Origin of the sequence: Actinomadura luzonensis, assembly GCF_022664455.2 — a bacterium.
Lineage (GTDB): Bacteria > Actinomycetota > Actinomycetes > Streptosporangiales > Streptosporangiaceae > Nonomuraea > Nonomuraea luzonensis.
This window is the reverse complement of sequence record NZ_JAKRKC020000001.1, coordinates 304708-330931: the sequence shown is the minus strand read 5'-3', so window position 1 is coordinate 330931 and position 26224 is coordinate 304708. Positions and strand designations below refer to the sequence as shown.

The 26224-nt window shown below is 73.2% G+C and carries 25 protein-coding genes; 14 read left to right on the top strand and 11 right to left on the bottom strand.

The features are described 5' to 3' along the window. Nucleotides 1-7 precede the first annotated feature (7 nt). The 3 genes from MF672_RS01555 to MF672_RS01545 all read right to left on the bottom strand — a co-directional run bounded on the left by MF672_RS01555 (nt 8) and on the right by MF672_RS01545 (nt 5391). The gene (locus MF672_RS01555; RefSeq protein ID WP_242380877.1) at nt 8-3397 is read right to left on the bottom strand and encodes an ATP-binding protein; all 3390 of its coding nucleotides are present in this window, start codon (nt 3395-3397) and stop codon (nt 8-10) included. Between the two features lie 63 nt (nt 3398-3460). Further along, nucleotides 3461-4522 (bottom strand): lysylphosphatidylglycerol synthase domain-containing protein, encoded by a 1062-nt coding sequence (locus MF672_RS01550; protein ID WP_242380878.1) that lies wholly within the window; start codon nt 4520-4522, stop codon nt 3461-3463. Between the two features lie 50 nt (nt 4523-4572). After that, nucleotides 4573-5391 carry a PIG-L deacetylase family protein gene (locus MF672_RS01545; protein ID WP_242380879.1) on the bottom strand — a complete coding sequence of 273 codons (819 nt, stop codon included), beginning with the start codon at nt 5389-5391 and terminating at the stop codon, nt 4573-4575. Between the two features lie 23 nt (nt 5392-5414). On the opposite strand from MF672_RS01545, the gene MF672_RS01540 reads away from it, so the two are divergent. Then, entirely contained in the window at nt 5415-6527 is a 1113-nt protein-coding gene (locus tag MF672_RS01540; RefSeq protein ID WP_242380880.1) for a glycosyltransferase family 4 protein, read from the top strand. Here MF672_RS01540 and MF672_RS01535 read toward each other — a convergent pair. From MF672_RS01535 to MF672_RS01525, 3 genes are all read right to left on the bottom strand, one after another. Beyond that, nucleotides 6506-7978 (bottom strand): DUF2079 domain-containing protein, encoded by a 1473-nt coding sequence (locus tag MF672_RS01535; RefSeq protein WP_242380881.1) that lies wholly within the window; start codon nt 7976-7978, stop codon nt 6506-6508. The two genes, MF672_RS01540 and MF672_RS01535, sit on opposite strands and share 22 nt — an antisense overlap. Nucleotides 7979-8072: 94 nt before the next feature. Next, nucleotides 8073-8450 carry a DUF8711 family protein gene (locus tag MF672_RS01530; RefSeq protein ID WP_242380882.1) on the bottom strand — a complete coding sequence of 126 codons (378 nt, stop codon included), beginning with the start codon at nt 8448-8450 and terminating at the stop codon, nt 8073-8075. A gap of 91 nt (nt 8451-8541) precedes the next feature. Then, nucleotides 8542-9105 carry a TetR/AcrR family transcriptional regulator gene (locus MF672_RS01525; RefSeq protein WP_242380883.1) on the bottom strand — a complete coding sequence of 188 codons (564 nt, stop codon included), beginning with the start codon at nt 9103-9105 and terminating at the stop codon, nt 8542-8544. 50 nt (nt 9106-9155) lie between these two features. Here MF672_RS01525 and MF672_RS01520 point away from each other — a divergent pair, with 50 nt between their 5' ends. Together MF672_RS01520 and MF672_RS01515 are read left to right on the top strand one after the other, a co-directional pair. After that, nucleotides 9156-10247, top strand: coding sequence for an FAD-dependent oxidoreductase (locus MF672_RS01520; RefSeq protein ID WP_242380884.1), 1092 nt, complete (start codon nt 9156-9158; stop codon nt 10245-10247). A gap of 64 nt (nt 10248-10311) precedes the next feature. Then, on the top strand, nt 10312-11424 hold the full coding sequence (locus MF672_RS01515) for an aromatic ring-hydroxylating oxygenase subunit alpha (RefSeq protein WP_242380885.1): 1113 nt from the start codon (nt 10312-10314) through the stop codon (nt 11422-11424). On the opposite strand, the gene MF672_RS01510 is transcribed toward MF672_RS01515, so the two are convergent. After that, complete coding sequence (locus tag MF672_RS01510) at nt 11394-11954, bottom strand: DUF1707 SHOCT-like domain-containing protein (protein ID WP_242380886.1); 561 nt, start codon at nt 11952-11954, stop codon at nt 11394-11396. The genes MF672_RS01515 and MF672_RS01510 overlap by 31 nt on opposite strands. Before the next feature lie 181 nt (nt 11955-12135). Here MF672_RS01510 and MF672_RS01505 point away from each other — a divergent pair, with 181 nt between their 5' ends. Further along, nucleotides 12136-13080 carry an anti-sigma factor RsbA family regulatory protein gene (locus MF672_RS01505; RefSeq protein WP_242380887.1) on the top strand — a complete coding sequence of 315 codons (945 nt, stop codon included), beginning with the start codon at nt 12136-12138 and terminating at the stop codon, nt 13078-13080. A gap of 32 nt (nt 13081-13112) precedes the next feature. On the opposite strand, the gene MF672_RS01500 is transcribed toward MF672_RS01505, so the two are convergent. Further along, nucleotides 13113-14087, bottom strand: a complete 975-nt coding sequence (locus MF672_RS01500) for an aldo/keto reductase (RefSeq protein WP_242380888.1) — start codon at nt 14085-14087, stop codon at nt 13113-13115. A gap of 274 nt (nt 14088-14361) precedes the next feature. On the opposite strand from MF672_RS01500, the gene MF672_RS01495 reads away from it, so the two are divergent. From MF672_RS01495 to MF672_RS01460, 8 genes are all read left to right on the top strand, one after another. Beyond that, nucleotides 14362-14994 carry a DUF998 domain-containing protein gene (locus MF672_RS01495; RefSeq protein WP_242380889.1) on the top strand — a complete coding sequence of 211 codons (633 nt, stop codon included), beginning with the start codon at nt 14362-14364 and terminating at the stop codon, nt 14992-14994. 28 nt (nt 14995-15022) lie between these two features. Continuing rightward, nucleotides 15023-15481 (top strand): universal stress protein, encoded by a 459-nt coding sequence (locus MF672_RS01490; RefSeq protein ID WP_242380890.1) that lies wholly within the window; start codon nt 15023-15025, stop codon nt 15479-15481. Nucleotides 15482-15609: 128 nt separating this feature from the next. Continuing rightward, nucleotides 15610-16863 carry an APC family permease gene (locus tag MF672_RS01485; protein WP_242380891.1) on the top strand — a complete coding sequence of 418 codons (1254 nt, stop codon included), beginning with the start codon at nt 15610-15612 and terminating at the stop codon, nt 16861-16863. Nucleotides 16864-17040: 177 nt separating this feature from the next. Beyond that, nucleotides 17041-18465, top strand: coding sequence for a methionine--tRNA ligase (locus MF672_RS01480; RefSeq protein ID WP_242380892.1), 1425 nt, complete (start codon nt 17041-17043; stop codon nt 18463-18465). A 57-nt stretch (nt 18466-18522) separates the two neighbouring features. Further along, on the top strand, nt 18523-19500 hold the full coding sequence (locus MF672_RS01475) for a phosphotriesterase family protein (RefSeq protein WP_242380893.1): 978 nt from the start codon (nt 18523-18525) through the stop codon (nt 19498-19500). A 41-nt stretch (nt 19501-19541) separates the two neighbouring features. After that, entirely contained in the window at nt 19542-19928 is a 387-nt protein-coding gene (locus MF672_RS01470) for an STAS domain-containing protein (protein WP_242380894.1), read from the top strand. Between the two features lie 9 nt (nt 19929-19937). After that, nucleotides 19938-20831, top strand: coding sequence for a sigma-70 family RNA polymerase sigma factor (locus MF672_RS01465; RefSeq protein WP_242380895.1), 894 nt, complete (start codon nt 19938-19940; stop codon nt 20829-20831). A gap of 157 nt (nt 20832-20988) precedes the next feature. Next, nucleotides 20989-21384 carry a hypothetical protein gene (locus MF672_RS01460; RefSeq protein WP_242380896.1) on the top strand — a complete coding sequence of 132 codons (396 nt, stop codon included), beginning with the start codon at nt 20989-20991 and terminating at the stop codon, nt 21382-21384. 44 nt (nt 21385-21428) lie between these two features. Here MF672_RS01460 and MF672_RS51190 read toward each other — a convergent pair whose 3' ends face one another. From MF672_RS51190 to MF672_RS01450, 3 genes are read right to left on the bottom strand one after another with little or no spacing between them, the layout of a single operon-like run. After that, on the bottom strand, nt 21429-21551 hold the full coding sequence (locus MF672_RS51190; protein ID WP_302893140.1) for a hypothetical protein: 123 nt from the start codon (nt 21549-21551) through the stop codon (nt 21429-21431). Nucleotides 21552-21600: 49 nt separating this feature from the next. After that, nucleotides 21601-23253 (bottom strand): dihydroxy-acid dehydratase, encoded by a 1653-nt coding sequence (ilvD, locus tag MF672_RS01455; protein WP_242380897.1) that lies wholly within the window; start codon nt 23251-23253, stop codon nt 21601-21603. A 53-nt stretch (nt 23254-23306) separates the two neighbouring features. Next, nucleotides 23307-24530 (bottom strand): saccharopine dehydrogenase family protein, encoded by a 1224-nt coding sequence (locus MF672_RS01450; RefSeq protein WP_242380898.1) that lies wholly within the window; start codon nt 24528-24530, stop codon nt 23307-23309. A gap of 100 nt (nt 24531-24630) precedes the next feature. Between MF672_RS01450 and MF672_RS01445 the strand changes: the two genes are divergently transcribed. After that, nucleotides 24631-25398 carry a TetR/AcrR family transcriptional regulator gene (locus MF672_RS01445; RefSeq protein ID WP_242380899.1) on the top strand — a complete coding sequence of 256 codons (768 nt, stop codon included), beginning with the start codon at nt 24631-24633 and terminating at the stop codon, nt 25396-25398. Nucleotides 25399-25471: 73 nt separating this feature from the next. Beyond that, nucleotides 25472-26224: a DNA-formamidopyrimidine glycosylase family protein gene (locus tag MF672_RS01440; protein WP_242380900.1), complete on the top strand. Its 753-nt coding sequence runs from the start codon at nt 25472-25474 to the stop codon at nt 26222-26224.

The window sequence follows — 26224 nt, the reverse complement described above, 5'->3', positions numbered from 1 at the left end:
CAGCTCCTCAGCCCTCGCCGGACGAGTCGGCGACCGAGCGCTGCGCCGCCTCCACCCAGCGCGGCACGCCCACCCGCTCGGCCACCTCCAGCGCCTTCTTGTAGTGCTCGCGGGCCGCGTCCGGCTGCCCGAGGCGGATGGCGAGGTCGCCGAGCGTCAGCGCCACCGGCCACAACGCGACCACGCCCGTGCCCGCGCCCGCCACCCGGTCGGAGAACGGCTTCAGCTTGTCGTAGCAGTCGACCATCCGCTCCCGGTCGTCGAGCAGCATGCCGGCCAGCGCCCGCCAGGTCATCGCCAGCTCGTACAGGAAGTCGGGACGCACCGGCGGCCGGGTGGCGGCCACCGCCTTGGCGTCGGCCAGGTGCCCGGCCGAGGCCAGCGCCAGGGCGTAGGCGTCCATCGTCCACTTCGCGCCCCGGTGGTGCTTGTCGGCGAGCAGGTCGACCGTCTCGGCCGCCCGCCCGTCGACCAGGTGCAGGCAGAACGTGGTGATCAGCGGGAGGTCCTGGCGGCCCTCCAGCATGCCGGCGCGGGCGGTCATCCTGGCCGCCTCGCGGTAGGTGCGCTCGGCCGCCGCGTAGTCGCCGGTGATCATCTGCCGCATGCCGCCGTACCAGACGACCACCGCGGCCGGGGCCGACAGGTCGTACTGCTTGGCCAGCTTGTCGGCGGCGGCGGCGTGCTGGTCGGCCACCGCGAAGTCGCCGCGCGCCGCCGCGCACTCCATCAGCACCAGGTGGGCCAGCGCCTGCGTGGCCATCTGCCCCGAGCGCTGGGCCATCTCCAGCAGCTCGCGGCCGATGCTCTCGCGCGCGTCCACGGCCGGGATGTCGTACGACTGCCGCAGCCGCCCGCTGAGCGCCGCCGCGATCAGGGTCGGGTCGCCGCTCTGCCGGGCCAGCTCCAGCGCCTGGAGCGACGCCTCGCGCCCGCGCTCGGGCGAGGAGGAGCCCTCCAGCTCCAGCGCCAGCGTGGTCAGCAGGCTCGCCCGCAGCCGCTGCTCGCCGGCGGGCAGCTCGATCAGCGCCCGCTCGGTGACGTCCACGATCTCCCACGCCGTACGGGTGAAGTCGCGCGTCATGCCCTTGTGCGGCACGGCCAGCGAGGCCGCCACCTTCGCGGTGATCTCCAGGTCGCCGAGCGGCAGCGCCGCGTCCATGGCCTGGCGCCGCAGCAGCCGCGCCGCGTGCATGTCGCCGCACACCGCGAGCGCCCTGATCTGGCGCAGCATGAGCCGCAGCCGCTCCTTGGCCCGCTCCGGCTGCTCGCCGTGCTCGTCGCCGCGCGAGCGGTCGAACGCGGCGATCGCCTGCTCCCACAGCTGGGCCGCCTCGCGGTGGGCGAAGCGCCGCTCGGCCTGCTCGGCGGCGAGGCCCGCGTAGTGGACCGCCTTCTCGGCCGTGTCGGCCAGGAAGTAGTGGTGGGCGAGCGCCGCCACGTCGGAGGGCGTGCGCTGCTCGATGACCGCCGCCACGGAGGCGTGCAGCCGGGTGCGGCGGAGGCGGGAGGCGTCGGAGTAGAGGGTGTCGCGCACCAGGTCGTGGTCGAAGCGCAGCAGCCCGGGGCCCGGCTCGGTGACCAGCCCGGCCAGCAGCGCGGCCTCGACCGCCTCGATGACGGCGTCCTCGTCGCCGGCGGCGACCGCGATCAGCACGTCGAGGTCGACGTCGCGGCCGATCACCGCGGCCTGCAGCAGGATCTGCTGCGCCCCGGACGGCAGCCGCGAGATGCGCCTGCGCAGCACGTCGCGCACGCCGGAGGGCACCTGCGACAGGACCTCCGTGGCGCTCGCCCGGTCGGCCGCGCCCTCGGAGTCGAGCAGGCGCACGGTCTCGCGCACGAAGAACGGGTTGCCGCCGGTGCGCTCGACGATGGACTCGACCGCGTCCTCGTCGATCTCGCGCACGCACGTGGCCCGCACCAGCTCGGCCACGGCCTTCGGGTCGAGCCCGGACAGGCTCACCCGCACCGGGCCCAGCCGGGCCAGCGAGGCCAGCACGTCGGACTGGGCGTCGTCCAGCTCGCTCTCGCGGCACGTCACGACCAGCATCACCCGGCTCGTGGCCAGCAGGCTGGGCAGCGCGCGCAGCAGGGCGAGGGTCTGGTCGTCGGCCCAGTGGAGGTCCTCCAGGGTGAGCAGCACCGGGCCGCGGCGGGCGACGCCGGCGAGGTAGCCGCCGACCGCCCGGTGCAGCCGGAAGCCGCCGGAGACCTCGTCCTCGTCGGGGTCGGGCGCGGCGTCGTCCAGCAGCGGGGCGAGGAGCTGGGCGTACTCGCCCGGGCCGGTCATGCCGATGAGCGTGCGCAGGATCTCGACCCAGGCCCAGCCGGGCGGGGTGGCGCTGGAGTCGGGGCAGGCGCCGGAGGCGGTGGTCCACCCGTCGGCCGCGAGCCGGCCCTCCAGGCGGCGCAGCAGCGTGGTCTTGCCCGCGCCCGCCACGCCGGTGACGACGGCGACCTGGAACCGGCCGGTGCGCGAGGCCGCGGTGGTGAGCCGGGACAGCTCGGCGTCGCGGCCGACGAACGGCTCGGGCTCCAGCGGCGGCGGCTCGACCGCCGCGGCCGGGCGGGGCGGCCAGGTGTCGCCGGCCGCCGGCACGGGCCGGACGGGCCGGGCCGGGACCGCGAGGTCCAGCTCGGGCGACTGGGCCAGGATGTCGGACTCCAGCTTGCGCAGCGCCGGGCCCGGGTCGATGCCGAGCTCGTCGGCCAGGATGTTCCTGGCGCGGCGCAGCGCGGCCAGCGCGTCGCCCTGCCGCCCGCAGCGGTAGAGGCCGAGCGCCAGCAGCCGCCAGCCCTCCTCGCGCAGCGGGTGCTCGGTGGTCAGCGCCTCCAGGTCGGGCACGGTCTCGGCGTGCAGGCCGAGGCGCAGCCCGGTGTCGGCGTGCCGCTCGCGCGCCACCAGGCGCAGCTCGGTCAGCCGGTTGACCTCGGCCTCGGCCCAGGGCTGGTCGGCGAAGTCGGAGTAGGGGGTGCCGCGCCACAGCCCGAGCGCCTTCTCCAGGCGGCCGCGGGCGGACTGCGGGTCGCCCTCCTCCAGGTGCTCGCCCGCCGCCCGGACGAGCTGCTCGAAGCGCAGCGCGTCGACCTGGTCGGAGGCCACCCGCAGGGCGTAGCCGGAGGCCACGGTCACCAGCAGGCGGTTGGGGCCGCCGCGCGGGCGGCCCGGCTCCAGCACCCGGCGCAGGCGCGAGATGTAGACCTGCAGGCCCGACTGCGCGCCCTTGGCCGCGTCGTCGTCCCACAGGTCGTAAAGAAGCGTGTCAACCGGGACGACCTGACCCCTGGCCACGAGGAGTCGGGCGAGGACGGCTCGCTGCCGCAACCCGCCCAGGTCGAGCTCGTCGTCGTGTTCGTACGCCTCGACTGGCCCCAGAACTCGGAACGCCACCATTTCAGCCGCCACGCTATGCGGGCCTACGAATCACGCACAAGGTCTTTGATGGGTTTGGGATTGTCACTGGGGGGCCTTCGAGATCGCTGACGGGGACTCCGCGCCGGCGTTCCGGCCGCCGCGCCTGCGCAGCAGCGCCCACGCGCCCAGGGCCAGGCCGCCGAACGGGATCTCGATAGTGTAAGTCCAGAAGCCGAAAAGCAGTGCGGTCGCGGTGGCCGGAGCGGCCGGCACGTGGAAGGCGGCGGTGAGCAGGAACACCACCCCGCTCTCCATGATCCCGGCCCCGCTGGGCGTCACCAGCGCGCTGGTGAGCACCCGCGACAGGGCGAAGACGGCGATCGACTGGGCGAGCCCGGGCCAGGCGCCGGTGGCCCACATGCAGGCCGCCATGATCGCCCACTGGAAGCCGAGGAAGAACACCATGCCGAGCGACAGCCCGAGCGAGCGGGTGCGGACGATCTCGGCGGTGTCGGCGCGCAGCTTGTGGAAGTGCTCGGAGGCGTGCACGCGCAGCCGCAGCAGCCTGGTGACGGCGTCGAGGGCGCGGCCGAGCACGGCGGCGGCGCGGTCCCAGTAGAGGGCGGCGGCCACGGCCGCGCACAGCGCCAGGATGGCGAGCGCGCCGCTCCAGCCCGCGTTGGCGACGGTGGAGTTGGGGGCCTCGCCCGCCACGAGCAGCGCGATGATGCCGACCGCCGGCAGGATGAACCGGAACAACGTGTTCCAGATGCCGCTGACCAGCGTCATCACCACGATCGCGCGGTTGCCGAAGCCCCAGCCCCGCGTCATGGCGAACGACAGCGCCACGCCCACCGCGCCGCCGAAGGGCAGCAGGTTGCTGACCGCGCTGCCGGCCGCGTTGAGCGTCAGGCCCTGCAGGTTGGTCAGCCCGGGCAGCGAGTTGGTCAGCACGAACGTGTACGCCAGCAGGCTCAGCAGCCACAGCGCCGTCATCAGGGCGATCTCGCCGGCCCCGAGCGCGCCGAACACCGCGCCGATCTCGGCCCACGACACGGGCTTGCCCGTGAGCGCCCGCACGATCTGCGGCAGGTACACCACGAGCAGCACGGCCAGCGCCAGCGACAGCACGGACAGGACGATCTGCAGCCACTTGTTCTTCATCGCGGTCCAGTCTGCACCCTTCCGGCCGGGCCGCTCGTCCCCCGGAGGTACTACGTGGGCCACCCGTCGAAGGGATGACGCAGCCGCGCGCCCGGCGGCAGGTCGCGGCGCACGTACCACTCGGTGCCGAAGACCAGGCGGTAGAGCGGGCGCGGGACCTTCAGCATGACGGCGAGCGTGCGGTCGCTGTCGCCGCCGCTGGCCTGGGAGGCGTGGGCGGCCATCGCGGCCCGCTTCTGGCGGGTGTAGCGGCGCACGTTGACGCGGTGGGTGATGGCCTCGCCCGGCGAGTACGCGCTCTCGAAGGTGCGCACGTCGAACTCGGGCGGGAACCGGTAGAACCGGCCCGCGAGCCGCAGCAGCCGCACCAGCGGGTCGCGGTTGACGGTGGCCTCCAGGACGATGCCGGTGCCGGCGATCTCGGCGGCCCGCCGGCCCACCCGGTGCACCTGCACGTGGTCGGGGTGGCCGTAGCCGCCGGCCGGGTCGTAGATGGCCAGCAGGTCGGCCTGCTCCTCCTGGAGGATCGCGGCGAGGGCCTTGGCGGCCTCCTCGGTGTCGGCGTCGATGAAGGCGTTGTCGGGCCGTTCCTCGGCGCTGCCGCCCTTGGGGCTGAGGCCCGAGTCGCCGTAGCCGAGGCATTCGACGCGGGCGCAGCCGAGGACGGCGGCCGACTGATAGAGCTCCTTCATCCTGGTCTCGCCCAGCGCCTCGCCCGGCGCCATGTCGGCCAGGCCGCGCTCGCCCGCGGTGGCGGTGACCAGCACCACGCGGTGTCCCTCGGCCGCGAGCATCGCCATGGTGCCCGCCGTCAGCAGGGCCTCGTCGTCGGGGTGGGCATGGAAGAACACAGCGGTACGTGGAGGCACACGCCCAGATTAGTCTGGGAGGGGTGCGGATCTTTCACGTGAGCGACTGTTACCTGCCGCGACTCGGGGGGATCGAGGTCCAGGTGGCCGATCTGGTGCGCATGCAGCGCGCCGCCGGCCACGAGGTGACGGTGGCCACGGCGACCCGCGGCGAGCCGCTGGAGGGCGTGCGCCGCATCGTCGCCAGGATGCCCTTCGACCTGCCGGTCCATCCGCGCGGCGTCGGCCACCTCACGCGGTGGATCGCCGCCGGGCGGCCCGACGTGGTGCACGTGCACACGGGGGCGGTCTCGCCGTTCGCGTGGATGGGCGTGCGGGCGGCGGCGCGGGCGGGCGCGCCGTGCGTGGTGACCGTCCACAGCATGTGGGACCCGCTGACGCGCGCGCTCTACCGGCTGCTGCGGGCCGCGTACGGGTGGCAGCGGTGGGGGCTGGTGGCCACCACGGTCAGCAACGCCGCGGCCGCGCCGATCCGCGCGGTCGCCGGGCCCCGGGTGCCGGTCCGGGTGGTCTCCAACGGCCTCGATCTGTCGGGGTGGGCGCCGCCGCCCGGCGCGTCCGACCGGCGGGAGGAGGTGCACGTGGTGGCGGTGGGCCGGCTCGCGCCGCGCAAGCAGCCCGTCCGGCTGCTGAGGCTGCTCCAGGCGGCCCGGGAGCGGGTGCCCGCCTCGATCCCCATGCGGGCCACGATCGTCGGCGACGGTCCCGCCAGGGGCCAGATGGAGCGCTTCCTGGCCCGGCACGGCATGGCCGGGTGGGTGTCGCTGCCGGGCCGCTACAGCCGCGAGCAGATCGCGAAGGTCCTGGAGTCGGCCGACGTGTTCGTGGCGCCCGCGCCGCGCGAGTCGTTCGGCATCGCGGCGCTGGAGGCGCGCGCGGCGGGGGTGCCGGTGGTGGCGCGGGCGCAGAGCGGGGTGGCCGACTTCGTCGCCGACGGCGTCGAGGGGCTGCTCGGGCGCAGCCTCGGCGACCTGGCGCGGGCGGTGGCGCGGCTGTGCGCCGACGCGGAGCTGCGCGAGTCGATCGCGGCGCACAACCGCTCGACGCCGCCCGCCGCCGGGTCGTGGCCGATCGTGCTGGCGGGGTTCGGCTCGGCCTACGAGCGGGCCCGCGATCAGCGGCGCAGCACCACGTAGCCGTCGCGTTCGAAGACTTTCACGTAGCCCTGCCCGAGCAATTCGCCGACCTTGGCGACCTGCTGCTCGAACGAGCCGAAGGGGAAGTCCCAGCGGGCGGTGTCGGCGATCACCCAGGGCGCGTTGTGCGAGGTGGGCGACCACAGCAGGACCGTGGCGCGGGAGGTGAGCGCGGGCCCGACCGCGTTGGGCGCCTCGACGACGACGCCGTCGGGGACCTTGCTGACCGCCTCGGCCGCGGCGGCCGCCTTGGGCTCCTTGTAGAAGGACGGGTGGTAGAGCTGGTCGAAGGCGAACTTCGGCACGAGCGTGAGCGCCACCGCGCAGACCGCCGCCGACCAGGCCAGCCTGAGCGCGGTGTCGTCGGCGCGGTCGAGCCACCGCAGCAGCCGGGCCAGGCCGTCCACGCCCGCGCAGAACAGGATCACCACGGTGAACGCGCTGTACTGGAAGTCGGCCTGCCACCACTGCGAGCGGTCCGAGAACATGCGCTCCAGCACGTGCGGCAGCGCCGCCAGCGACAGCGGCGAGAGCAGGCAGAGCATGAGCGTGGGCCAGGCCAGCAGGAACAGCGTGTCGACCTTGGCCTCCTCGCTGAACGGCAGCAGCAGCGCGCCCAGCGGGTCGCGGGCGATGCCGACGACCGCGCCCGGCAGGTCGGGGCCGAGGTGCCCGTAGGCCCAGAAGTCCTGCGCGCTGCCGCCGAAGACGGAGGTGACCAGCCCGCGGATGAGCAGCACGGCCCCGACGCCGAACACGGCGCACAGCACGCCCTTCCACCGCTCGCCCATGACGAACAGGCACAGCCCGGCCCCGGCGACCATGAGCCCCATGTCCTCCTTGACCAGGAGGAGCCCGAGCATCGCGAGGAAGGCGGGCAGCTCCTTGCCCGCGTGGTGGCGCTCGATCATGATCGCGGTGAGCAGGGGGACGAACATGACCTCGTGCGCGTCGAAGGCCACGGCCTGCGCGACCGGCCACGACAGCGCGTACGCCGCCGCCACCAGGTAGGCGGGCGCGACCCCGAGCACCCGCCTGGTGTAGTTCCACAGGAACGGCACGGCCGCGGCGAACAGCGCCGCCTGCGCCAAAACCAGCGTCTCCGGCCCGTCGTGGATCCAGTAGAGCGGGGCCAGCAGCGCGTAGATCGGCGAGAAGTGGTCGGCGAGCTGCAGGTAGTCCATCCCGCGCCCGTGGAACATGCCGAGGACGGGGATGTGCGGCGGCCGGAAGGCGGCGTAGTTGCGCACCGCCTGGTCCACGATCACCAGGTCGAACGTGGTCGCCCGGAACGTGGCGAGCTTCACCAGCCCGAGCACGGCGTAGGCCACCGCCGCGAGCAGCGCCATCGCGCCGACGCGCGGCCGGTGGCCGGAGAGGGAGCGGGCCGTCCAGGCCCGCCATGCGGGGGGAGCGGCGCTGTCCGTCGCCACGTCGGTCTCAGCCGTCACGGGCGACAAGACTAGAACGAAACCGCGCGAAAGTGGCGCGGCCGCCGTGCCGGCCTGCCCCCCACAGGCGATACGGCGGCCGCGGGACCGGCGGTCAGGTGCAGGCGGCGGTGATCTTGCTGGAGAAGCCGTTCATCTTGCCGGTGAACTCCGTCACCGCCGACAGGTCGCCCTTCTCCAGGGTCTCGAAACCGGCCGCGAGCTCGTTCAGCGCGGCGGCGACCTCGCCGTCGTACTTGCCGGCGAGCGTCTTGGTCTTGTCGGCGGCGGTGGCCGAGGCGGTGCCGACGGCCTTGGTGTCGGCCGCGTTCTTGGTGACCTCGGAGCTCCAGTCCGTCATGATCTTGGTGGCCTCGTTGGCCGCGGTGTTGCAGTCGACCGTCTGGCCCAGCGCGCCGCAGGCGGTGGTGCCGAGAACAGCAAGGGTGAGCGTCGCGGCGGCGATGGCCAGCCGACGGCGAGGGGGAGTCATTTCCGGTGCCCTTCGAAGTGGTTGAGCGAACGAAAATAACACTAGAAATCAGGACTTGATCCCCACTTGCACCCCGCTAACACCACAGGCATCAAGCCGGCGTAAAGCCGTGAAGCAGGACGTGCACGATCTCCTCGGGCTCGGGAAAGGGCAGGTCGAGCAGGCCGCGATAGGCCACGAGACCGGAGAACAGGTCCGTGAGCAGCCACAGGTCGGCGTTCGGCGGCAGCTCGCCGCGCTCGATCGCGCGCTCGTAGACCACCCACGACCGCTCCATCCTGTTGCGCATGCCGGTGCGGATGATCTCGGCCACCGCCGGGTCGCGGCCCGCCTCGGCGTAGACCTGCCGGGCCATGCGGGAGATCCCGGGCCGGTGCCAGAGGGCCAGCGTGTCGGTGACCACCACGCGCAGGTCGCCCTCCAGCGAGCCGGTGTCGGGGATCGCGACGTGGGTGTTCATGAAGCCGGCGAGGGTCTGGAGGAGCATGTCGCGTTTGGTGGGGTAGCGGCGGAACACGCTCGCCCGGCCCACGCCTGCGGCCTCGGCGACGTCGTCCATGGTGAAGTCGAAGCCATGGGTGAGCACCAGCCGGGCCGCGGCCTGCCTGATGCGGTGATCGACCGTGGGGTCGGGCTTGCGGCCGCGCGCGGACATATTGATACTCCTAGTATCTGATATCCCGAGTCTCACAATCAGGGAACGTTATGAGAGTAATAGTGGTGGGCGCGGGCGTCGCGGGTCTCGCGCTCGCGCGCGGCCTGCTCGCCGCCGGCCACGAGGCCGAGGTGTACGAGGAGTCCCCCGGCCCCCGCACCGCCGGCGGCTCGGTCACGCTCTGGCCGGGCAGCACCGGCATCCTCGACGAGCTCAAGGCCGACCACACCAGGATCGGGCGGCGGCTGGAGACCCTGGAGTCCTGGGGCTCCGACGGCCGCAGGCTGGTCACCGTCGACCTGACGGCCGCCGAGCGCAGGTACGGGCACCCCACCGTGCACGTCGCCCGCGGCGAGCTGGTCGAACTGCTCGCCGAGGGCGTCCCGGTCACCTACGGGGCCCGCGTCGAGCACGTGGACCCCGGGCGGGCCGAGGCGCGGCTGGCCGACGGCACCACCGTGCGCGGCGACGTGCTGGTGGGCGCGGACGGCCGGCGCTCGGTGGTGCGCGGGGCCCTGTGGGGCGAGGACCCGGCCGAGCTGACCCGCTGGGTCACCTGGCAGGGCTTCCTCACCGTGCCCACGGCGCTGACCGAGGGGTCGGCGGCGGTCATGATGTCCGGCGTGAAGGGGCTGTGCGGGCTGATCCCGGCGGGCGAGGGCCGGCTGCTGTGGTGGTTCGACGTGCGCTCGGCGCCCGGCGAGCCGCTGTGGGCCGGCGACCCGCACGTCGCCGAGCGGCTGCGCGAGCGCTTCGGCGGCTGGGCCGACCCGGTGCCGGCGGTGCTGGAGCACCTGTCCGACCCCGACTTCTTCCCGCACTACCGCCAGCCCGTCAGGGACGTGTGGGGCAAGGGCCCGACCACGCTGGCCGGCGACGCCGCCCACACCATGCCGCCCACCATGGCCCAGGGCGCCAACCAGGCATTGGAGGACGCCTGGCTGCTCGCCCGCTCGCTCGGCGACCTGCGCGGCTACGAGCGCGCCCGGGCGAAGGTCGCCCGCCGGCCGGCCCGGCTGGCCGCGACCGAGCTGACCGACATGCACCGGCCCGCCGCCGGGCTGGTCCCCGACCGGCTGGCCACCTGGCTCAACACCGCCTGGTTGCGCCGGGCCAGCACGTACCTCTTGACAGCCTCCTGACGGCCCGCTAACGATGTCGCATATAGAGCAACTCGTCGCGTGATACGCAACAAGGCGGTGCCGGTTGACCACCACGTCGAGCCTGATCCCCACGCTCCCCGGCCGCTCCTACTCCGACCCGGACGTCTTCGCCGACGAACAGGCCAAGATCTTCGAAAGCCTCTGGTTCTGCGCCGTGCGCGGCGAGGACGCGCCGCGCCCGGGATCGTTCAGGACCGTCCAGGTGGGCAGGGAGAACGTGCTCGTGGTCCGCGGCCGCGACCACCGGCTGCGGGCCTTCCTCAACGTCTGCCGGCACCGCGGCGCCCGGCTCTGCGACGAGCCGGCCGGCGAGGTCAGGCGGACGATCCGGTGCGCCTACCACGCCTGGTCCTACGACCTCGACGGCCACCTGGCCGCCGCCCCCAATCTCGCCAGGATGCCCGACGTCGACCGCGTCGCCCACGGCCTCATCCCCGTCCACCTCCGCGAATGGCTCGGCTACGCCTGGGTGTGCCTGGCCGCGGAGCCGCCCTCGTTCGAGGAGAGCGTCACCGGCGCGGCCACCGAACGGCTCGGCGACCCCGCCGCCATCGAGCGCTACCAGGTGGACGGCCTCGCGCTCGGCCGCCGCGTCAGCTACGACGTCCGGGCCAACTGGAAGCTCATCGTCGAGAACTTCATGGAGTGCTACCACTGCGCGACCATCCACCCGGAGCTGGTCGCCGTGCTGCCGGAGTTCGCGGGAGGCTACGCGGCCCAGTACTACGTCGGCCACGGCGCCGAGTTCGCCGAGCGCGCCGAGGGCTTCACCGTGGACGGCGGCCCCGGCTTCGGCAAGCTGCCCGGCGTGTCACCCGAGCAGGACCGCCGCTACTACGCGATCACCGTCAAGCCGCAGGTGTTCGTCAACCTGGTGCCCGACCACGTGATCCTGCACCGGATGTTCCCGCTGGCCGTGGACCGCACGCTCGTCGAGTGCGACTGGCTCTACCACCCCGGCGTGGTGGCCTCGGGAGCCGACCTGTCGCGGTCGGTCGAGCTGTTCCACCGGGTCAACGAGCAGGACTTCGACGCCTGCGAGCGGACCCAGCCCGGCATGTCGTCACGCGCCTACCGGGAGGGCGGGGTGCTGGTGCCGAGCGAGCACCACATCGCGCTGTTCCATCAGTGGGTGAACCAGCGCTTGCGCGGGTAGCGCACGCTGACCCCGCCGTACTTGGCGGTGCCGGTGATCACCACGTGCACGGCGCCGGCCCGCGGGCGGCCGGGGACGTCGCCGGTCGAGACGCGGCCCCAGTCGCTGCGGACGCCGTCCACGTTCGCCGTGCCGCCCTCGGGCAGCACGATCTTGGCGGAGCCGTAGGCCAGCTCCAGGTCGATCTCCACCACTGGGTGAGGGATGACCGCCTCGGACAGGTCGAGGTCGACGCCGCCGTACTTGGAGACCACCCGCAGCCGGCGCGGCACCGCCCAGTCGCCGGAGCGCTTGACGTGGTCGTTCTTCGTCTCCAGCTCGACCACGTCCTCGGGCGCGGGGACGGCCTGCGCGGCCGGCAGATCGGTGATCAGGCCCAGCAGGTCGCCGTAGGTCCTGGCGGTCAGGGCCAGCCCGATGCGCTCCTCCAGCTCCGGGCGCGTGAGACGGCCCTCGGCGAAAGCCTGCTGGAGCTGCTTGGTCGTCCGCTCACGGTCCTCATCGGAGACCAGCATGTGCAAATCCGACATGGTCCGAGCATAGGTTCGGCACGCTCAGAACGGGAGCCGTCGCCCGGAAGGGGTCCGCAGATCTAGGGGCTCCGGTCGGCGGACCGGACGGGGGCGGAGAATGACCTGGACTCTCTTCACAACCTAAGTGGTACCCAACTGTTGGCCATGAACTCATCAGCGTTGGGTAGCGTGGGAGGCGATGACGCTCGCCGGACCCTTCTCGCACCCTGCGCTGTTCTACCGCAGCTCAGGGGAGTACGTCGCGGCCACGACGGCCTTCGTGCGCGCGGGCCTGACGGCGGGGGAGCCGGTCGCGGTCGCCGCGCCCGCCGCCAACCTCGCGCTGATCGCCGACGGGCTCGGCGCCGACGCCGCCGCCGTGCGACTGGTCGACATGAGCCGGGCCGGGCGCAACCCCGGGCGCATCCTGCCCGCCGTCCTGCACGACTTCGCCGACGCGCACCCCGGCGGGCGCGTGCGCATCATCGGCGAGCCCATCTGGCCCGGCCGCTCGGCGACCGAATACCCGGCCTGCGCGCAGCACGAGGCGCTGATCAACCTGTCCTTCGCCGGGCGGCACGTCACGATCCTGTGCCCGTACGACGTGGCCGCGCTGACCCCCGAGGTCGTCGAGGAGGCCACGCGCACCCACCCGGTGCTGTGGGACGACGAGGGCGAGCGCCCCAGCGCCCACTACGCGCCCGGCCAGGTGGTCGAGGAGCACAACCGGCCCTTCCCCGAGCCGGCCGAATACCTCGCCCTGCGCTTCGACCACACCAACCTGTCGGCGGCGCGCCACCTCGCCACGCGCCGGGCCGCCCTGCTGGGCTTCGCCGGCGACCGGCTCGACGACATCCGGCTGGTCGTCGCCGAGCTGGGCGCCAACAGCCTCGACCACGGCGGCGGGGCCGGCACGATCCGGGTGTGGGCCGAGGACGATCGGCTGGTGTGCGAGGTGAGCGACCGGGGCCACATCCGCGACCCGCTGGCGGGGCGCAGGCCGGTCGACCCGCGCCTGCCGGGCTCGCGCGGCCTGCTCATCGTCAACCTGCTCGCCGACCTCGTACGCGTCCACACCCGGCCGGGCGCGACCGTCGTCCGCGCCTACTTCGACCGGGCCGCCGCCCCGCGAGCCGCCGGCTGACCGCGCTCGACCAGCTCCCCGCGAGCCGCGGGTCAGCGCTCGACCTCCGCCATGCTGGGGTAGCGCTGACCGGCCACCGCGTCCGCGGGCACGGCCGCGGCCAGCGCGGCGAGCTGCTCGGCGGTGAGCGTGACGTCGGCCGCCGCCGCGTTCTCCTCCAGGTACGCCAGGCGCTTGGTGCCGGGGATCGGCACGACGTCCTCGCCCTGGGCGAGCACCCAGGCCAGCGCGAGCTGCGCCACCGTGATGCCGGCCGCGTCGGCGACGCGCTTGACCTCGGCCACCAGCCGGGCGTTGTGCTCGGCGTTCTCGCCCGACAGGCGCGGGAAGTGGCGGCGGAAGTCGTCGGCCGGCAGCTCGTCGGCGACCGGCATCGCGCCGGTGAGCAGGCCCCTGCTGATCGGCGAGTACGCCACCAGCGCGATGCCGAGCTCGCGGGCCGCCGGCAGGATCTCCGCCTCCAGGCCCCGCGTGAACAGCGAGTACTCGCTCTGCAGCGCCGCGATCGGGTGCACGGCGGCCGCCGCGCGCAGCGTCTCCGCGCTCACCTCCGACAGGCCGAGGTGGCGCACCTTGCCCGCCCGGACGAGGTCGGCCATGGCCCCGACCGACTCCTCGATGGGCACGTCCGGGTTGCGGCGGTGCATGTAGTAGAGGTCGATGTGGTCCACGCCGAGGCGGCGCAGCGAGGCGTCGCAGGCGGAGCGGATGTAGTCGGGGCTGTTCTCGATGGAGCGGGAGGCGCCCTCGCGCCGCACGCCGAACTTGGTGGCCAGCACGACCTCGTCCCGCCGGTCCCTGATGGCGCGGCCGACCAGCTCCTCGTTGGCGCCCCTGCCGTACATGTCGGCCGTGTCCAGGAAGTCGATGCCGAGGTCGAGCGCGCGGTGGATGACCGCGATCGACTCCTTCTCGTCGGCCGGGCCGTAGAACTCGGACATGCCCATGCAGCCGAGGCCGAGCTCGGAGACCTCCGGTCCGCCGGTGCCGAGAGTGCGCTTGTTCATGCCATCCCCCTGTAGGCGTCGATCTTGTTCGTCCAGGACGCCGAGGTCCCGGGTGAGTGCTGTGGATCCAGCTTGGGCCTTGGAGTGCGCTCTAAGTCAAATCAGGGCGAACCCTGCCCACCCTGAGGGGGGCAACCCTACCCAGGGTCCTCTTCTCCCAGGTCAGTACGCCTGATCCCGATATGTCGAGACTTAAGTACTAGGGGGAGCTTCAGGGCCGCTTCGGGCCGATCTCCGATACTCCGGGAAGCCGCGTTCCACGAGCTTAAGAGGCATGAAGGGATTGCTCGTCAGTGGATTCGCGACCGTCGGCGCCGGGACCGGCGCCATGCTCACCCTGCACGCCGAGGCGGGGCTCGACCCGATGCACACCGTGATCAGCGAGTACGCCTTCCAGCAGTCCGGCTGGCTGCTGCCGGCCTCGCTGACCCTGTTCGCGGTGGGCTCGACGCTCATCGCGGAGGCGATGCGCCGGGCCGGGGGCAACCGGTGGGTCGTGGGGCTGCTGCTGGCGTGGGGCGCGAGCATGTTCCTCATCGGGGCCTTCCCCACCGACCGGCCGGGCGTGCCGTTGTCGTTGTCGGGCGGCATCCACCGCTACGCCGCCTTCGCCGCCTTCCTGATGATGCCGGTGGCGGGGCTGCTGCTGGCCAGGGCCAGGATCAGGTACGCCCGCGCGGTGCGGGTGCTGTGCCTGGTGGCGCTCGGGGCGCTGGTGCTGGTCGTGGTCCCGTACGTGGTGCGCATGTTCGGCATCCCGCTCACCAACGACGACATCCCCGCCGGGCTCATCCAGCGGACCGTCGTGGTGACCGAGCTGGGGGTGCTGGCGCTGGCCGGGATGTCGCTGCTGCGGCCGGTGGCGGGACGCGCCCTGGCCGCCCGCCCGGCAGTCCGCCAGGCGTGAAAGCCGCAGGCAGGGAAAGAGTGCTGGCATGACGATCCTGATTGCGTACGACGGCTCCGACGACGCCAAGGCCGCCATCGCCTTCGCCGGCCAGATGTTCAAGGGCGAGCGGGCCGTCGTGCTGACGGTGTGGGAGCGGCTGGCGATGAGCTCGGCCCGGGCGTCGGCGGGCCTCATGCTGACCATCGACGGCGACGGGGCCGGCGACGAGGCGATCGGGCAGGCGATGAGCGAGCTGGCGCAGCGGGGCGCCGACCTGGCCAGACAGGCCGGTCTTGAGGCCACGCCGCGGTGCGAGTCCGACGCGGTGGCCGTGTGGGCGACGATCGTGGATGTGGCCGACGAGCTCGGCGCCACGCTCATCGTGACCGGCACCCGCGGGCTCGGCGGGGTGCGCTCGCTGCTGCTGGGCAGCACCTCCGACCGCGTCCTCCACCACGCGCGCCGCCCGGTCCTGGTGGTCCCCGCCCCGCAGGGCGACGCCTGACCCTTGCGAGCCTGACCCTTCCGAGCCTGACCCTTCCGGTCCATCTGGCGGACGCCTCCCGGCCGCGTTCTGTCGGCCCGATACGGCAGAGTGGTGCCCGCGGATCAGCCGGAGGTGAGGAGGCGGGCATGCCCGAAGAGCTGGCGCGGCGGCTCGGCACCGCCGACGCGGTCGTCGTGGGGCTGAGCGCGATGATCGGCGCGGGCGTCTTCGCCGCCTTCGCCCCGGCCGCGGCGGCCGCCGGGCCGTGGCTGCCGCTCTCCCTCGCGCTCGCCGCCGTGGTCGCCTACTGCAACGCCACGTCCTCCGCCCGCCTGGCCGCGCTCTACCCCGAGTCCGGCGGCACCTACGTCTACGGCCGGCGGCGGCTCGGCCACCTGTGGGGCTACCTCGCGGGCTGGGGCTTCACGGTCGGCAAGACGGCCTCCTGCGCCGCGATGGCGCTCACCTTCGGCGCGTACGCGGCCCCCGCCCTGGCCCGGCCGCTGGCGATCGGCGCGGTCGTGGCCCTGACCGTGCTCAACCTGTACGGCGTGCAGCGCTCGGCCGGGGTGGCGCGGGTGCTGGTGGCGTTCGTGCTGGCGGTCCTGGCCGCCGTGGTCGTCGCGGGCCTGACCAGCGGCGTCACCGAGTCCTGGGTCGCCTACGCCCCGCTCACCGAGCCGCCGGGCTTCGACCTGCGGGGCGTGCTCCAGGGTGGCGGCCTGCTCTTCTTCGCCTTCGCCGGCTACGCCCGCATCGCGACGCTCGGCGAGGAGGTCCGCGACCCGGCCCGCACCATCCCGAGGGCCGTCACCGTCGCGCTCGGCGTCACCCTCGTCGTCTACGCGCTGGTCGCCTTCGCGGCGCTGCGCGTGCTCGGCGACGGGCCGCTGGCCAGGTCCGCCGCGCCGCTGGCCGACCTGGTCCGGCGGGCGGGCGCCGCCTGGCTGGTGCCGGTCGTGCAGACGGGGGCCGCGGTGGCGGCGCTCGGGGCGCTGCTGGCGCTGCTGCTCGGCGTCTCGCGCACGGTGCTGGCCATGGCCCGCGAGCGCGACCTGCCGGGCGTGCTGGCCGCGGTCGACCCGGTCCGGCAGGTGCCGAGGCGGGCCGAGCTGGCGGTGGGCGCGGCCGTGGTCGTGCTGCTGCTGGTGGCCGACCTGCGCGGCGCGATCGGGTTCTCCTCGTTCGGGGTGCTGGTCTACTACGCGCTCGCCAACGCCAGCGCGTACACGCTGAGCCGCGCCGAGGGCGCGCCGCCGAAGGTCGTGCCGGTGCTGGGGCTGGCGCTGTGCCTGGTGCTGGCGGCCACGCTGCCGCTCGCGTCCGTGGTGGCCGGGCTGGCGGTGTTCGCGGTGGGGGTCGTCGCCTGGCTGGCGCGGCACCGGCCCGCGCCGCGCTGAGGCGGGTTCGAGGCGGGTTTATCGCCTCGCCCGGCCGGGGGCTGCGCGGCTAGCATGGGTGCATGACGTACGCACCGGTGATGATGGCCCCCTAGCGGGGTTCACCGGCGACGTCCACGTTGAGGCCCTGCGAACCGGGGCCTCTCGTCGTGTCCGGGGCCCCACGGGAGGCACCCGATGTACATCACGACCACCATCCCCTACGTCAACGCCCGCCCCCACCTGGGGCACGCCCTCGAACTGGTGCAGGCCGACGTGCTGGCCAGGCACCACCGGCGGCGCGGCGAGCCGGTGCGCTTCCAGACCGGCACCGACGACAACTCGCTGAAGAACGTGCTGGCCGCCGAGGCCGAGGGCGTGCCGGTGCGCGAGCTGGTCGACCGCAACGCCGCCGCGTTCGAGGGGCTGCGCGGCCCGCTCGCGCTGTCGTTCGACGCGTTCGTCCGCACCAGCGGCCATCCCGGCCACCGGCCGGGCGTGGAGCGGATCTGGCGGGCCGTCGGGCACGACCTCTACCGGCGGCACTACGACGGGCTCTACTGCGTCGGCTGCGAGCAGTTCTACCCGGAGGGCCCCTGCCCCGACGGCCACCGGGAGCCGCTGCAGGAGGTGTCGGAGGAGAACTGGTTCTTCCGGCTCTCCCGCTACCAGGACGCCCTCGCCGAGCTGATCCGCGGCGGGCGGCTGCGCGTCGAGCCGGCCGCGCGGCGCAACGAGGTGCTGGCGTTCGTCGAGGCGGGCCTCGCCGACATCAGCGTCTCGCGCTCGGCCGCCCGCGCCCGCGGCTGGGGCATCCCGGTGCCCGGCGACCCCGGCCAGGTGATCTACGTGTGGTGGGACGCGCTCGCCAACTACGTCACCGCCCTGGAGGGCGCCGAGTACGAGCGCTGGTGGGTGCGCGAGCCGCGCAAGGCGCACCTCATGGGCAAGGGCGTGATCAGGTTCCACGCGGTGTACTGGCCGGCGATGCTGCTGTCGGCCGGGCTGCCGCTGCCGACGGACCTCCTCGTGCACGACTACCTCACGGTGGACGGCCGCAAGATCAGCAAGTCGGCGGACGGGGCGGTGGACCCGGTGGCGCTCGTGGCGGCGTACGGGACGGACGCGGTGCGCTGGTGGCTGCTGCGCGAGGTGCCCCGCGTGGGCGACGCCGACTTCACCGAGCGCCGCCTGGCCGCCCGGCACGACGAGGACCTGGCCAACGGCCTCGGCAACCTGGTCAACCGGGTGGTGACGATGGTGTGCCGGTTCCTCGACGGGCACGTCCCGGACGGCGACGCCCTGGCCGGGGTGTCCGGCGCGGTGCCGGGCGAGGTGCACGCGGCCCTCGCGGACTTCGACTTCCGCCGCGCCGCCGCGGCCGTGTGGACGATCGTCGAGGAGGCCAACCGGTACGTCGACCGCGAGCAGCCCTGGCGGCAGGCCGGCGCGGCGCGGGAGCGCTCGCTCGGCACGCTCGTCCGCGCCTGCCGCGACCTCGCCGCCGAGCTGGCGCCCTTCCTGCCCGGCGCGGCGGCGCGGGTGGCGGCGGCGGTGGCCGGCGACCGGCTGGGGCCGCCCGCGCCGCTCTACCGCCGCAAGCTGTCCGGCGCCGCTCATTGACGCCGGACTTCCGGACGTCTACTTTGGCGCAAACCGACCAGCCGGTATGGAGGCGCCATGCCCACCGTGCAGACCGTCCGCGGCCCCGTGGACGTCGAAGACCTCGGCCAGACCCTCATGCACGAGCACGTCTTCGTCGTCTCCACCGAACACCTCGACAACTACGGCAAAGGCGCCTGGTGGGACGAGGAGGAACGGGTCGCCGACGCCGTCACCAAGCTCAACGCGCTGACCGCGAAGGGCGTGCGCACGATCGTGGACCCGACGGTGTGGGGCCTCGGCCGTTACCTGCCGCGCATCCAGCGCGTCGCCGAGCAGGTGCCCGGCCTCCACATCGTCGTCGCCACCGGCATCTACGCCTTCGAGGAGCTGCCCCACCAGTACGAGTACCGCGGCCCCGCCCTGTCGCCCGACCTGCCGGACCCGATGGTGGACGACTTCGTCCGCGACCTCACCGACGGCATCGCCGACACCGGCGTCAAGGCGGCCTTCCTCAAGTGCGTGGTCGAGGAGAAGGGCCTGACGCCCGGCGTCGAGCGCATCGCCAGGGCCGTCGCGCGCACCCACGTGCGCACCGGCGCGCCGATCACCGTCCACACCAACGCGGCCGCGCGGTCGGGGCTGATCGCGCTCGACCTGTTCGCCAAGGAGGGCGTGGACCTGACGAAGGTGGTGGTCGGCCACGCCGGCGACAGCAACGACCTCGACTACCTCATGCGCCTGGCCGACACCGGCGCCACGCTCGGCATGGACCGGTTCGGCCTCGACCTCTACAACCCGACGCCGCAGCGCGTGGCCACCATCGCGGCCCTGTGCCAGCGCGGTTACGCCGACCGCATGGTGCTCAGCCACGACACCGCCTGCTTCATGGACTATTTCGGCGGCGCCTGGGAGGAGACTCGCCGGGCGATGGCGCCGAACTGGCGCTACGATCACATCCACGACGACGTCTTGGCCGCACTGCTCGACTCGGGTGTGACCGACGACCAGATCGAGCAGATGCTGGTGTTCAACCCGAAGCGCTACTTCTCGTAAAGTATGTGGATCGGGAGAGCGACGCGGGTAGGTGGAGCTGGGTGACTTCGGAGCAGGCGCTGTCGATAAGCCTCGGGCTCCAGGGACCCTGCGTCATCGCGAGGCTGACAGGAGACTTCGACTTCGGCTCGGCGGCCGAGGTGCGTGACCGCGTCACCAAGGCGCTCGACCTCACCCAGCCCCCGCTGCTCGTCATCGACATGCAGGCCGTCAGCGTGTGCGACTCCTCGGGCCTGTCCGTGCTGGTCTACCTGCACAAGGCGGTCACCGCGTCCGGCGGCCGGCTGCTGCTGTCGGGGCTCAACGGCCGGTGCAAGCACCTGTTCGCGATCACCGCGCTGGACAAGTTCTTCGACATCCGCAGCACAGCGGAGCTGGCCATCGCCGAACTGAACGAAGAGGGGCATTCGCCGCCGTTTACCGGGTAGTGCCCCGGCATGTCGGCCGAAGAGCCTGATCTGCTCGGCATGTACCTGGAGCAGATCGGAAAGACCCCCTTGCTCTCCGCCGCGGACGAAGTCGACCTCGCCCGGCGGATCGAGGCAGGACTGTACGCAGGCCATCTGATCGAGCGCGGCGCCTCGACGCCGGAGCTCGAACTCGTGGCGCTGGACGGACAGCGCGCCAAGGACCTGCTCATCAGGTCAAACCTGCGGCTGGTGGTGGCGACCGCGCGGCGCTACTCCTTCCGCGGGCTGCCCCTGCTCGACATCATCCAGGAGGGCAATCTCGGACTGATCAGGGCGGTGGAGAAGTTCGACTACCGCAAGGGTTACAAGTTCTCCACGTACGGGATGTGGTGGATCCGGCAGGCCATCGAGCGCGGGATCCACGACAAGAGCAGGACCGTGCGGCTGCCGGTCCACGTGGCCGAGGAGCTGTCGCGGCTGATCAGGGTGGAGCGGCAGCTCGCCACCGAGCTGGGGAGGGACCCGACCGACGCCGAGCTGGCCGGCACGGCCGAGCGCAGCCTCGCCCAGGTCGCCTCGTTACGGGCGCTCGGCCAGGACATGGTCAGCCTGGACGTCCCGGTCGGGGAGCACGGCGAGGGGCGCATCGGCGACATGATCGCGGACGACGACGGCCTCCAGGTGCAGGAGTGGACCGAGCGCCGCGCGATGAGCGAGGACCTGCACCAGGTGGTCACGACGCTGCCGCCGCGCGAGCAGTTCATCATCCGGCTGCGGTACGGGCTGAGCGGGCAGGAGGTGCAGACGTACACGGAGATCGGGGCGCGGCTGGGGCTGACCCGGGAGCGCATCCGGCAGTTGGAGAAGCAGGCGCTGAAACGGCTGAAGAGGGGGGCGCCGCTGCTGGCCTGGGCGTCGTAGCGACACTTAGCGGGATAAGGGCGATATAAGCGGATAACCGTTCTATATCGGATCTTCGACCGCCCACGATGACCTGTCCGAGATCAGGTAGTAGTCGGACAGGTACGAGTCGCTGCCGTCAGGGGGGAGCGACGATCTCTCAACCACAGGGGGAACCATGTTCAGACGCCTCGCCGCCACCGCTTTAGCCGCGGCCGCCGCGACCACCCTCATCGCCGCGCCCGCCGCCGCCGCGACGTCCTCCGCCCAGCTCATCCGCACGAAGGTCAGCTTCGGCAGGTGCGAGGACACGTGCAAGATCAAGGTCCGGATCAGGAACGTCTCCGGCAAGTACCTCTACAACGTGCGCCTGAACGCCCGGCTCAGCATCGACGGTCGCAGCGCCGGCACCTGCTACGACTACGTCGGCACCATCCGGCCCTACCGGGTCCGCTACGCCGCCTGCACCGTGCGCACCGCCAGGCTGGCCGACCTCTACAACGCCGCCCTGGACGGCCGCATCGAGGGACGCCCGTACGCCCGTACGAACGTGTCGTACAAGTACTACCGCTGAGCGTGGACCAGGGGGCCGGGCGATCGGCCGGCCCCCTGCGGGGCTCACGCGGTGACGAGGAGCGCCACCCCGATCAGCACGACGACCGGGACGACCCACATCACGGCCTCGACGGCGAACTCCTTGTACATCGCGCAAGTCTCCTTCGCGTCACCTGGGGAGGGCATGCCCGCCTATAAGGCATGACCGAAACGTCAATGCGCAGCATAGCCGCCGTCAAGCGGTGACCGCGCCGTCGGAGGCCGACCCCACGGTCCTGACGTACTTGGTCAGCACGCCCCGCTCGACCTCCCGCTCCGGCCGCCGCCACGCGGCCCGGCGCGCCGCCAGCTCCTCCTCCGGCACCAGCAGGTCCAGCGTCCCGGCCGCGCTGTCGATCACCACGGTGTCGCCGTCCCGCACCAGGGCGATCGGGCCGCCGTGGTAGGCCTCCGGCGTCACGTGGCCGATCACCAGGCCGTGCGAGACGCCGCTGAAGCGGCCGTCGGTGACGAGCGCCACCGACGTGCCGAGCCCGCGCCCGACCAGCGGCCCGGTGATGGAGAGCATCTCCCGCATGCCGGGGCCGCCCGCCGGGCCCTCGTACCGGACCACGATGACGTCGCCCGCCACGATCCGGCCGTCCTGGATCGCCCGGTAGCAGTCGTTCTCGGAGTCGAAGACCCTGGCCGGGCCCTCGTGCCGGAAGTCGTCCTTGCCGCCGAGCTTGAGCACGCAGCCGTCCGGCGCGAGCGAGCCGCGCAGGATCGCCAGCGCCCCGCGCGCCTTGAACGGCCGCTCCGCGTCCGCCACGACCTGCTGGCCCGGCGTCTCCTCCGCGTCGGCGGCCACGTCGGCGAGGCTGCGGCCGTCCACCAGCGTGACGTCCTCGCGCAGCAGCCCGGCCTCCAGCAGCCGCCGCGCCACGAGCGAGGTGCCGCCCGCCCGCCACAGGTCCAGCGCCGTGTACGGGCCGCCGCTCGGCTTCAGCCCCGTGATGATCGGGACCCGCCGGCAGATCTCGCCGATCTCGTCGATGACCAGCGGCAGCCCGGCCTCGCGGGCGATGGCCAGCAGGTGCAGCACGGCGTTCGTGGAGCCGCCCATCGCGGCCACCGAGACGATCGCGTTGTGCAGGGCGTCCGCGGTCAGCACCCGGGACGGCCGGGCGTCGCGGGCCAGCGCCTCCATGGCGATCTCGCCGACCCGCCGCGCCGCGGCGTTCTTCTCCGCGGCCTCGGCCGGGATGTCGCCGACCCCGAACGGCGCGAGGCCGAGGAAGTCGGCCACGCCGCCCATGGTGTTGGCGGTGTACTGGGCGGCGCAGGTGCCCGCGCCGGGGCAGGCGTGCCGGGCCAGGTCGTCCAGGTCGGCCTGGTCCAGCCGGCCGACCTCGCGCTCGCCCAGCGCCTCCCACATGTCCTGGATCGTCACGTCCCGGCCGCGCCACCGGCCCGGCATCATCGTGCCGCTGTAGAGCACCACGGACGGCACGTCCAGCCGGGCCAGCGCCATGATCGCGGCGGGCACGGTCTTGTCGCAGCCGACGATCGCCACCAGCGCGTCGAAGCCGTGGGCGCGGCCCATCAGCTCGATCGAGTCGGCGATGACCTCCCGGCTGACGAGCGAGGCGCGCATGCCCGGGGTGTGCATGGTGAGATTGTCGGAGACCGCGATGGTGTTGAACTCCATCGGCGTGCCGCCCGCCGCCCGCACCCCCTCGGCGACGTGGGCGGCCAGCTCGCGGTGGGTGAGGTTGCAGGGCATGGTGCCGGTCCAGGTGGAGGCGATGCCGACCACGGGCCGGCGCATCTCCTCCTCCGACATGCCCATGGCGTACAGGTGGGATCGGGCGGGCGCGCGGTCGGGGTCGTCGGCGATGCTGCTCAAGGGGCTTACCTCCGCTGTACGGTTGTCGCCCTTTTATGATCCAGCAACCGCTTTCACTGCTCCCGGAGACCCCACGGTGAGCCGTACTCGACCAGCAGGTCCAGGAACGGGCGCGGCTCGAACGCCTCGGGGCCCAGCACCCCGGCGCCCTTCCACGCCCCGTCGGCCAGCAGCTCCAGGGCGACCACCGGGTTGACGGCGGTCTGCCAGACGACGGCCTGGGAGCCGTACTCGCGCATCGACCACTGGTTGTCCACCACGTGGTACAGGTACACCTCGCGCGGCCGGCCGTCCTTGACGCCCTTCACCCAGGTGCCCGCGCAGGTCTTGCCGCGCATGAGGTCGCCCAGCTCGGCCGGGTCGGGCAGCACGGCGGCCACCACGTCGCGCGGCGAGACCCGTACCGTGCCGCCGTGGTCGCCGCGCACCGGGACCGGCTCGGTGCGGTCCACGCCGAGCGCGTGCAGGGTCTTCAGGGTGCCGATGAACTCCTCGCCGAGGCCGTACTTGAAGGTGACCCGGCGGGCGTCCACCCAGCGCGGGACCAGCAGCACCTCCTCGTGCTCCACGTTCACGCACTCGACCGGGCCGATGCCCTCGGGGAAGTCGAAGACCTCCGGCTCGCTGAACGGCTCGGTGGTGTACCAGCCGCGGTCCTTCTCGTAGATGACCGGCGGGTTGAGGCACTCCTCGATCGTGGTCCAGATGGAGAACGACGGGGCGAAGTCGTAGCCCTCGACGGTGAGGTTGGCGCCGTCGCGGATGCCGATCTCCTCGATCTCGTCGAACAGCTCGTCGGCGGCGTAGCGGGCGAAGACGTCGGCCAGGCCGGGCTCCACGCCCATGCCGACCAGCGCCAGCCGGCCCGAGGCGGCCCACTCGGCCGCGCGGGCGAACTGCTCGTCGCCCAGCTTGATCCCGACCTCCTGGTACGGCCGCTCCGGGTGCGGCCGGGACATCGACATCGCCATGTCGAGGTAGTCGGCCTCCGCCGCGAGGGCGGCGTCGAAGAGCGGCAGCACGAAACGCGGGTCGGTGGCGTTGAGCAGCACGTCGCAGCGGTGCTCGCGGAGCAGCGCGGCGACGGCGGCCCGGTCGGCGGCGTCCACCCTGGCCGGGGTGAACCGGCCGGCCGCCGCGCCCAGGGCGGCGACGGCCGCCTTGGCGCGGGGGAGGTCGTAGTCGGCGACGACCATGTGCTCGAAGAACGGACGGCGGGCGGCGATACGGGTGATGGCGGTTCCCACCCCGCCGGCTCCCACAAGAAGGATACGCATGACGAAAAATCCCCTTTATACGCATTTGGGGGGCTGTGTCGTTAATCCAACTGCACTACGCTCATCAACGTCAATGGCGTTGGCATAAGGAGGGCCCACGATGGCCAAGCGAGTGGTGCCGGAGGCGGCGCGCAGACGACGCCGGCCGACCAAACACGGACAGGTCCTCACCCATCAGCTCATCGTGGAGACAGCTCTCCGCATGCTGCGCGAGCACGGCGCCGCCGGCCTCACCGCCCGCCGCCTCGGCCTCGCCCTCGGCGCCGACGCCAGCGCCGTCTACCGGTACTTCAGCGGCATGGACGACCTGGTCCTCGCCATCGCCGACGAGCTGTTCGGGCACGCGATGGACGGCTGGTCGCCGTCCGGCGACTGGCGGGCCGACCTGCGGGAGCTGGGGCTGCGCATCCACCACGCGTACCTGACGCACCCGCAGGCCGCCGTGCTGACCGCCAGCCGCGTCACCGGCCGCCCCAACGAGGTCGCCACCGACGAGATCATCCTCGGCATCCTGCGCGGCGCCGGCTTCGCCGACGCCGACGCGGTCCGCATCTACCACGCCTTCATCGACCAGAGCCTCGCCTTCTCCATCCTGGACGCCGCCACCCTGGCCCTGCCGCCCGCCGCCCGCGAGGCCGACGAGGAGGTCTGGCGCGACACCTACGCCCGCCTGCCCGCCGCCACCCACCCCCACATCGCCGCCACCGCCCCGCTCCTGGTGGCCCGCATGAACGACAGCGCCTACCCGACCGCCCTCGACATGCTCCTCTCCAGCGCCGCCGCCCAGCTCCTCAGCCGGCCGGGCGGGGAGAACCCGGACCGGCCCCCGGCGCCTCCCCGCCGGCCCCGGCCCGCGGGCCGCGGATGAGCCCCGCGACCCGAGCGGCCCGGCCAAGTCGTCCCGGACGGCATCGTCGCAGCTCACGGGGTAGGGGAGGGGTGTGCCGGAGGGACATCTCATTCATCGCCACGCCGACGAGCAACAGGCGGCGCTGGGCGGGCGGGCGCTGCGGGCGTCGGGGCCGCAGGGCCGGTTCGACGCGCGGCCCTACGACGGGCGGACGCTGGCCCGCGTCGAGGCCCTGGGCAAGCACCTGCTCTACCACTTCGCGGACGCCCCGGCCATCCACGTGCACCTGGGCATGCGGGGCATCTTCCTGCGCTACGACGACCCCGGCGAGGAGCCCCGGCGCGGGACCCGGCTGCGGCTGGCCGCCGACGACGTCGCGTTCGACCTCATCGCGCCCATCCAGTGCGAGACGTACGGACCGGCGGAGGTGGCGGCGCTCCGCGACTCGCTCGGCCCCGACCCGCTGCGCCCCGACGCCTCCAGGGACGAGGCCGTGCGGCGGCTGGACGCGTTCGGCGGACCGGTCGGCGCGGCGATCCTCGACCAGAAGGTGTGGGCGGGCATCGGCAACGCCTGGCGGGCCGAGCTGCTGTTCCTCGTCGGCCTGCATCCCGGCGTCCGCGACGTCGGCGCGGAGCGGGCCGGGCGGCTGTGGGACGCGGCGGCCGCGTACCTCGCCCTCGGGCGCGACGCCGGGCAGGTCGTCAGCGATCCCGGCCACCCCGACGAGCGCTGGGTCTACCGGCGCGAGCACTGCCGCCGATGCGGCACACCCGTCCTGACCTGGCAACTCGCCTCCCGGACCGCATACGCTTGTCCCGTGGACCAGCCGGGGGAGGGGTGA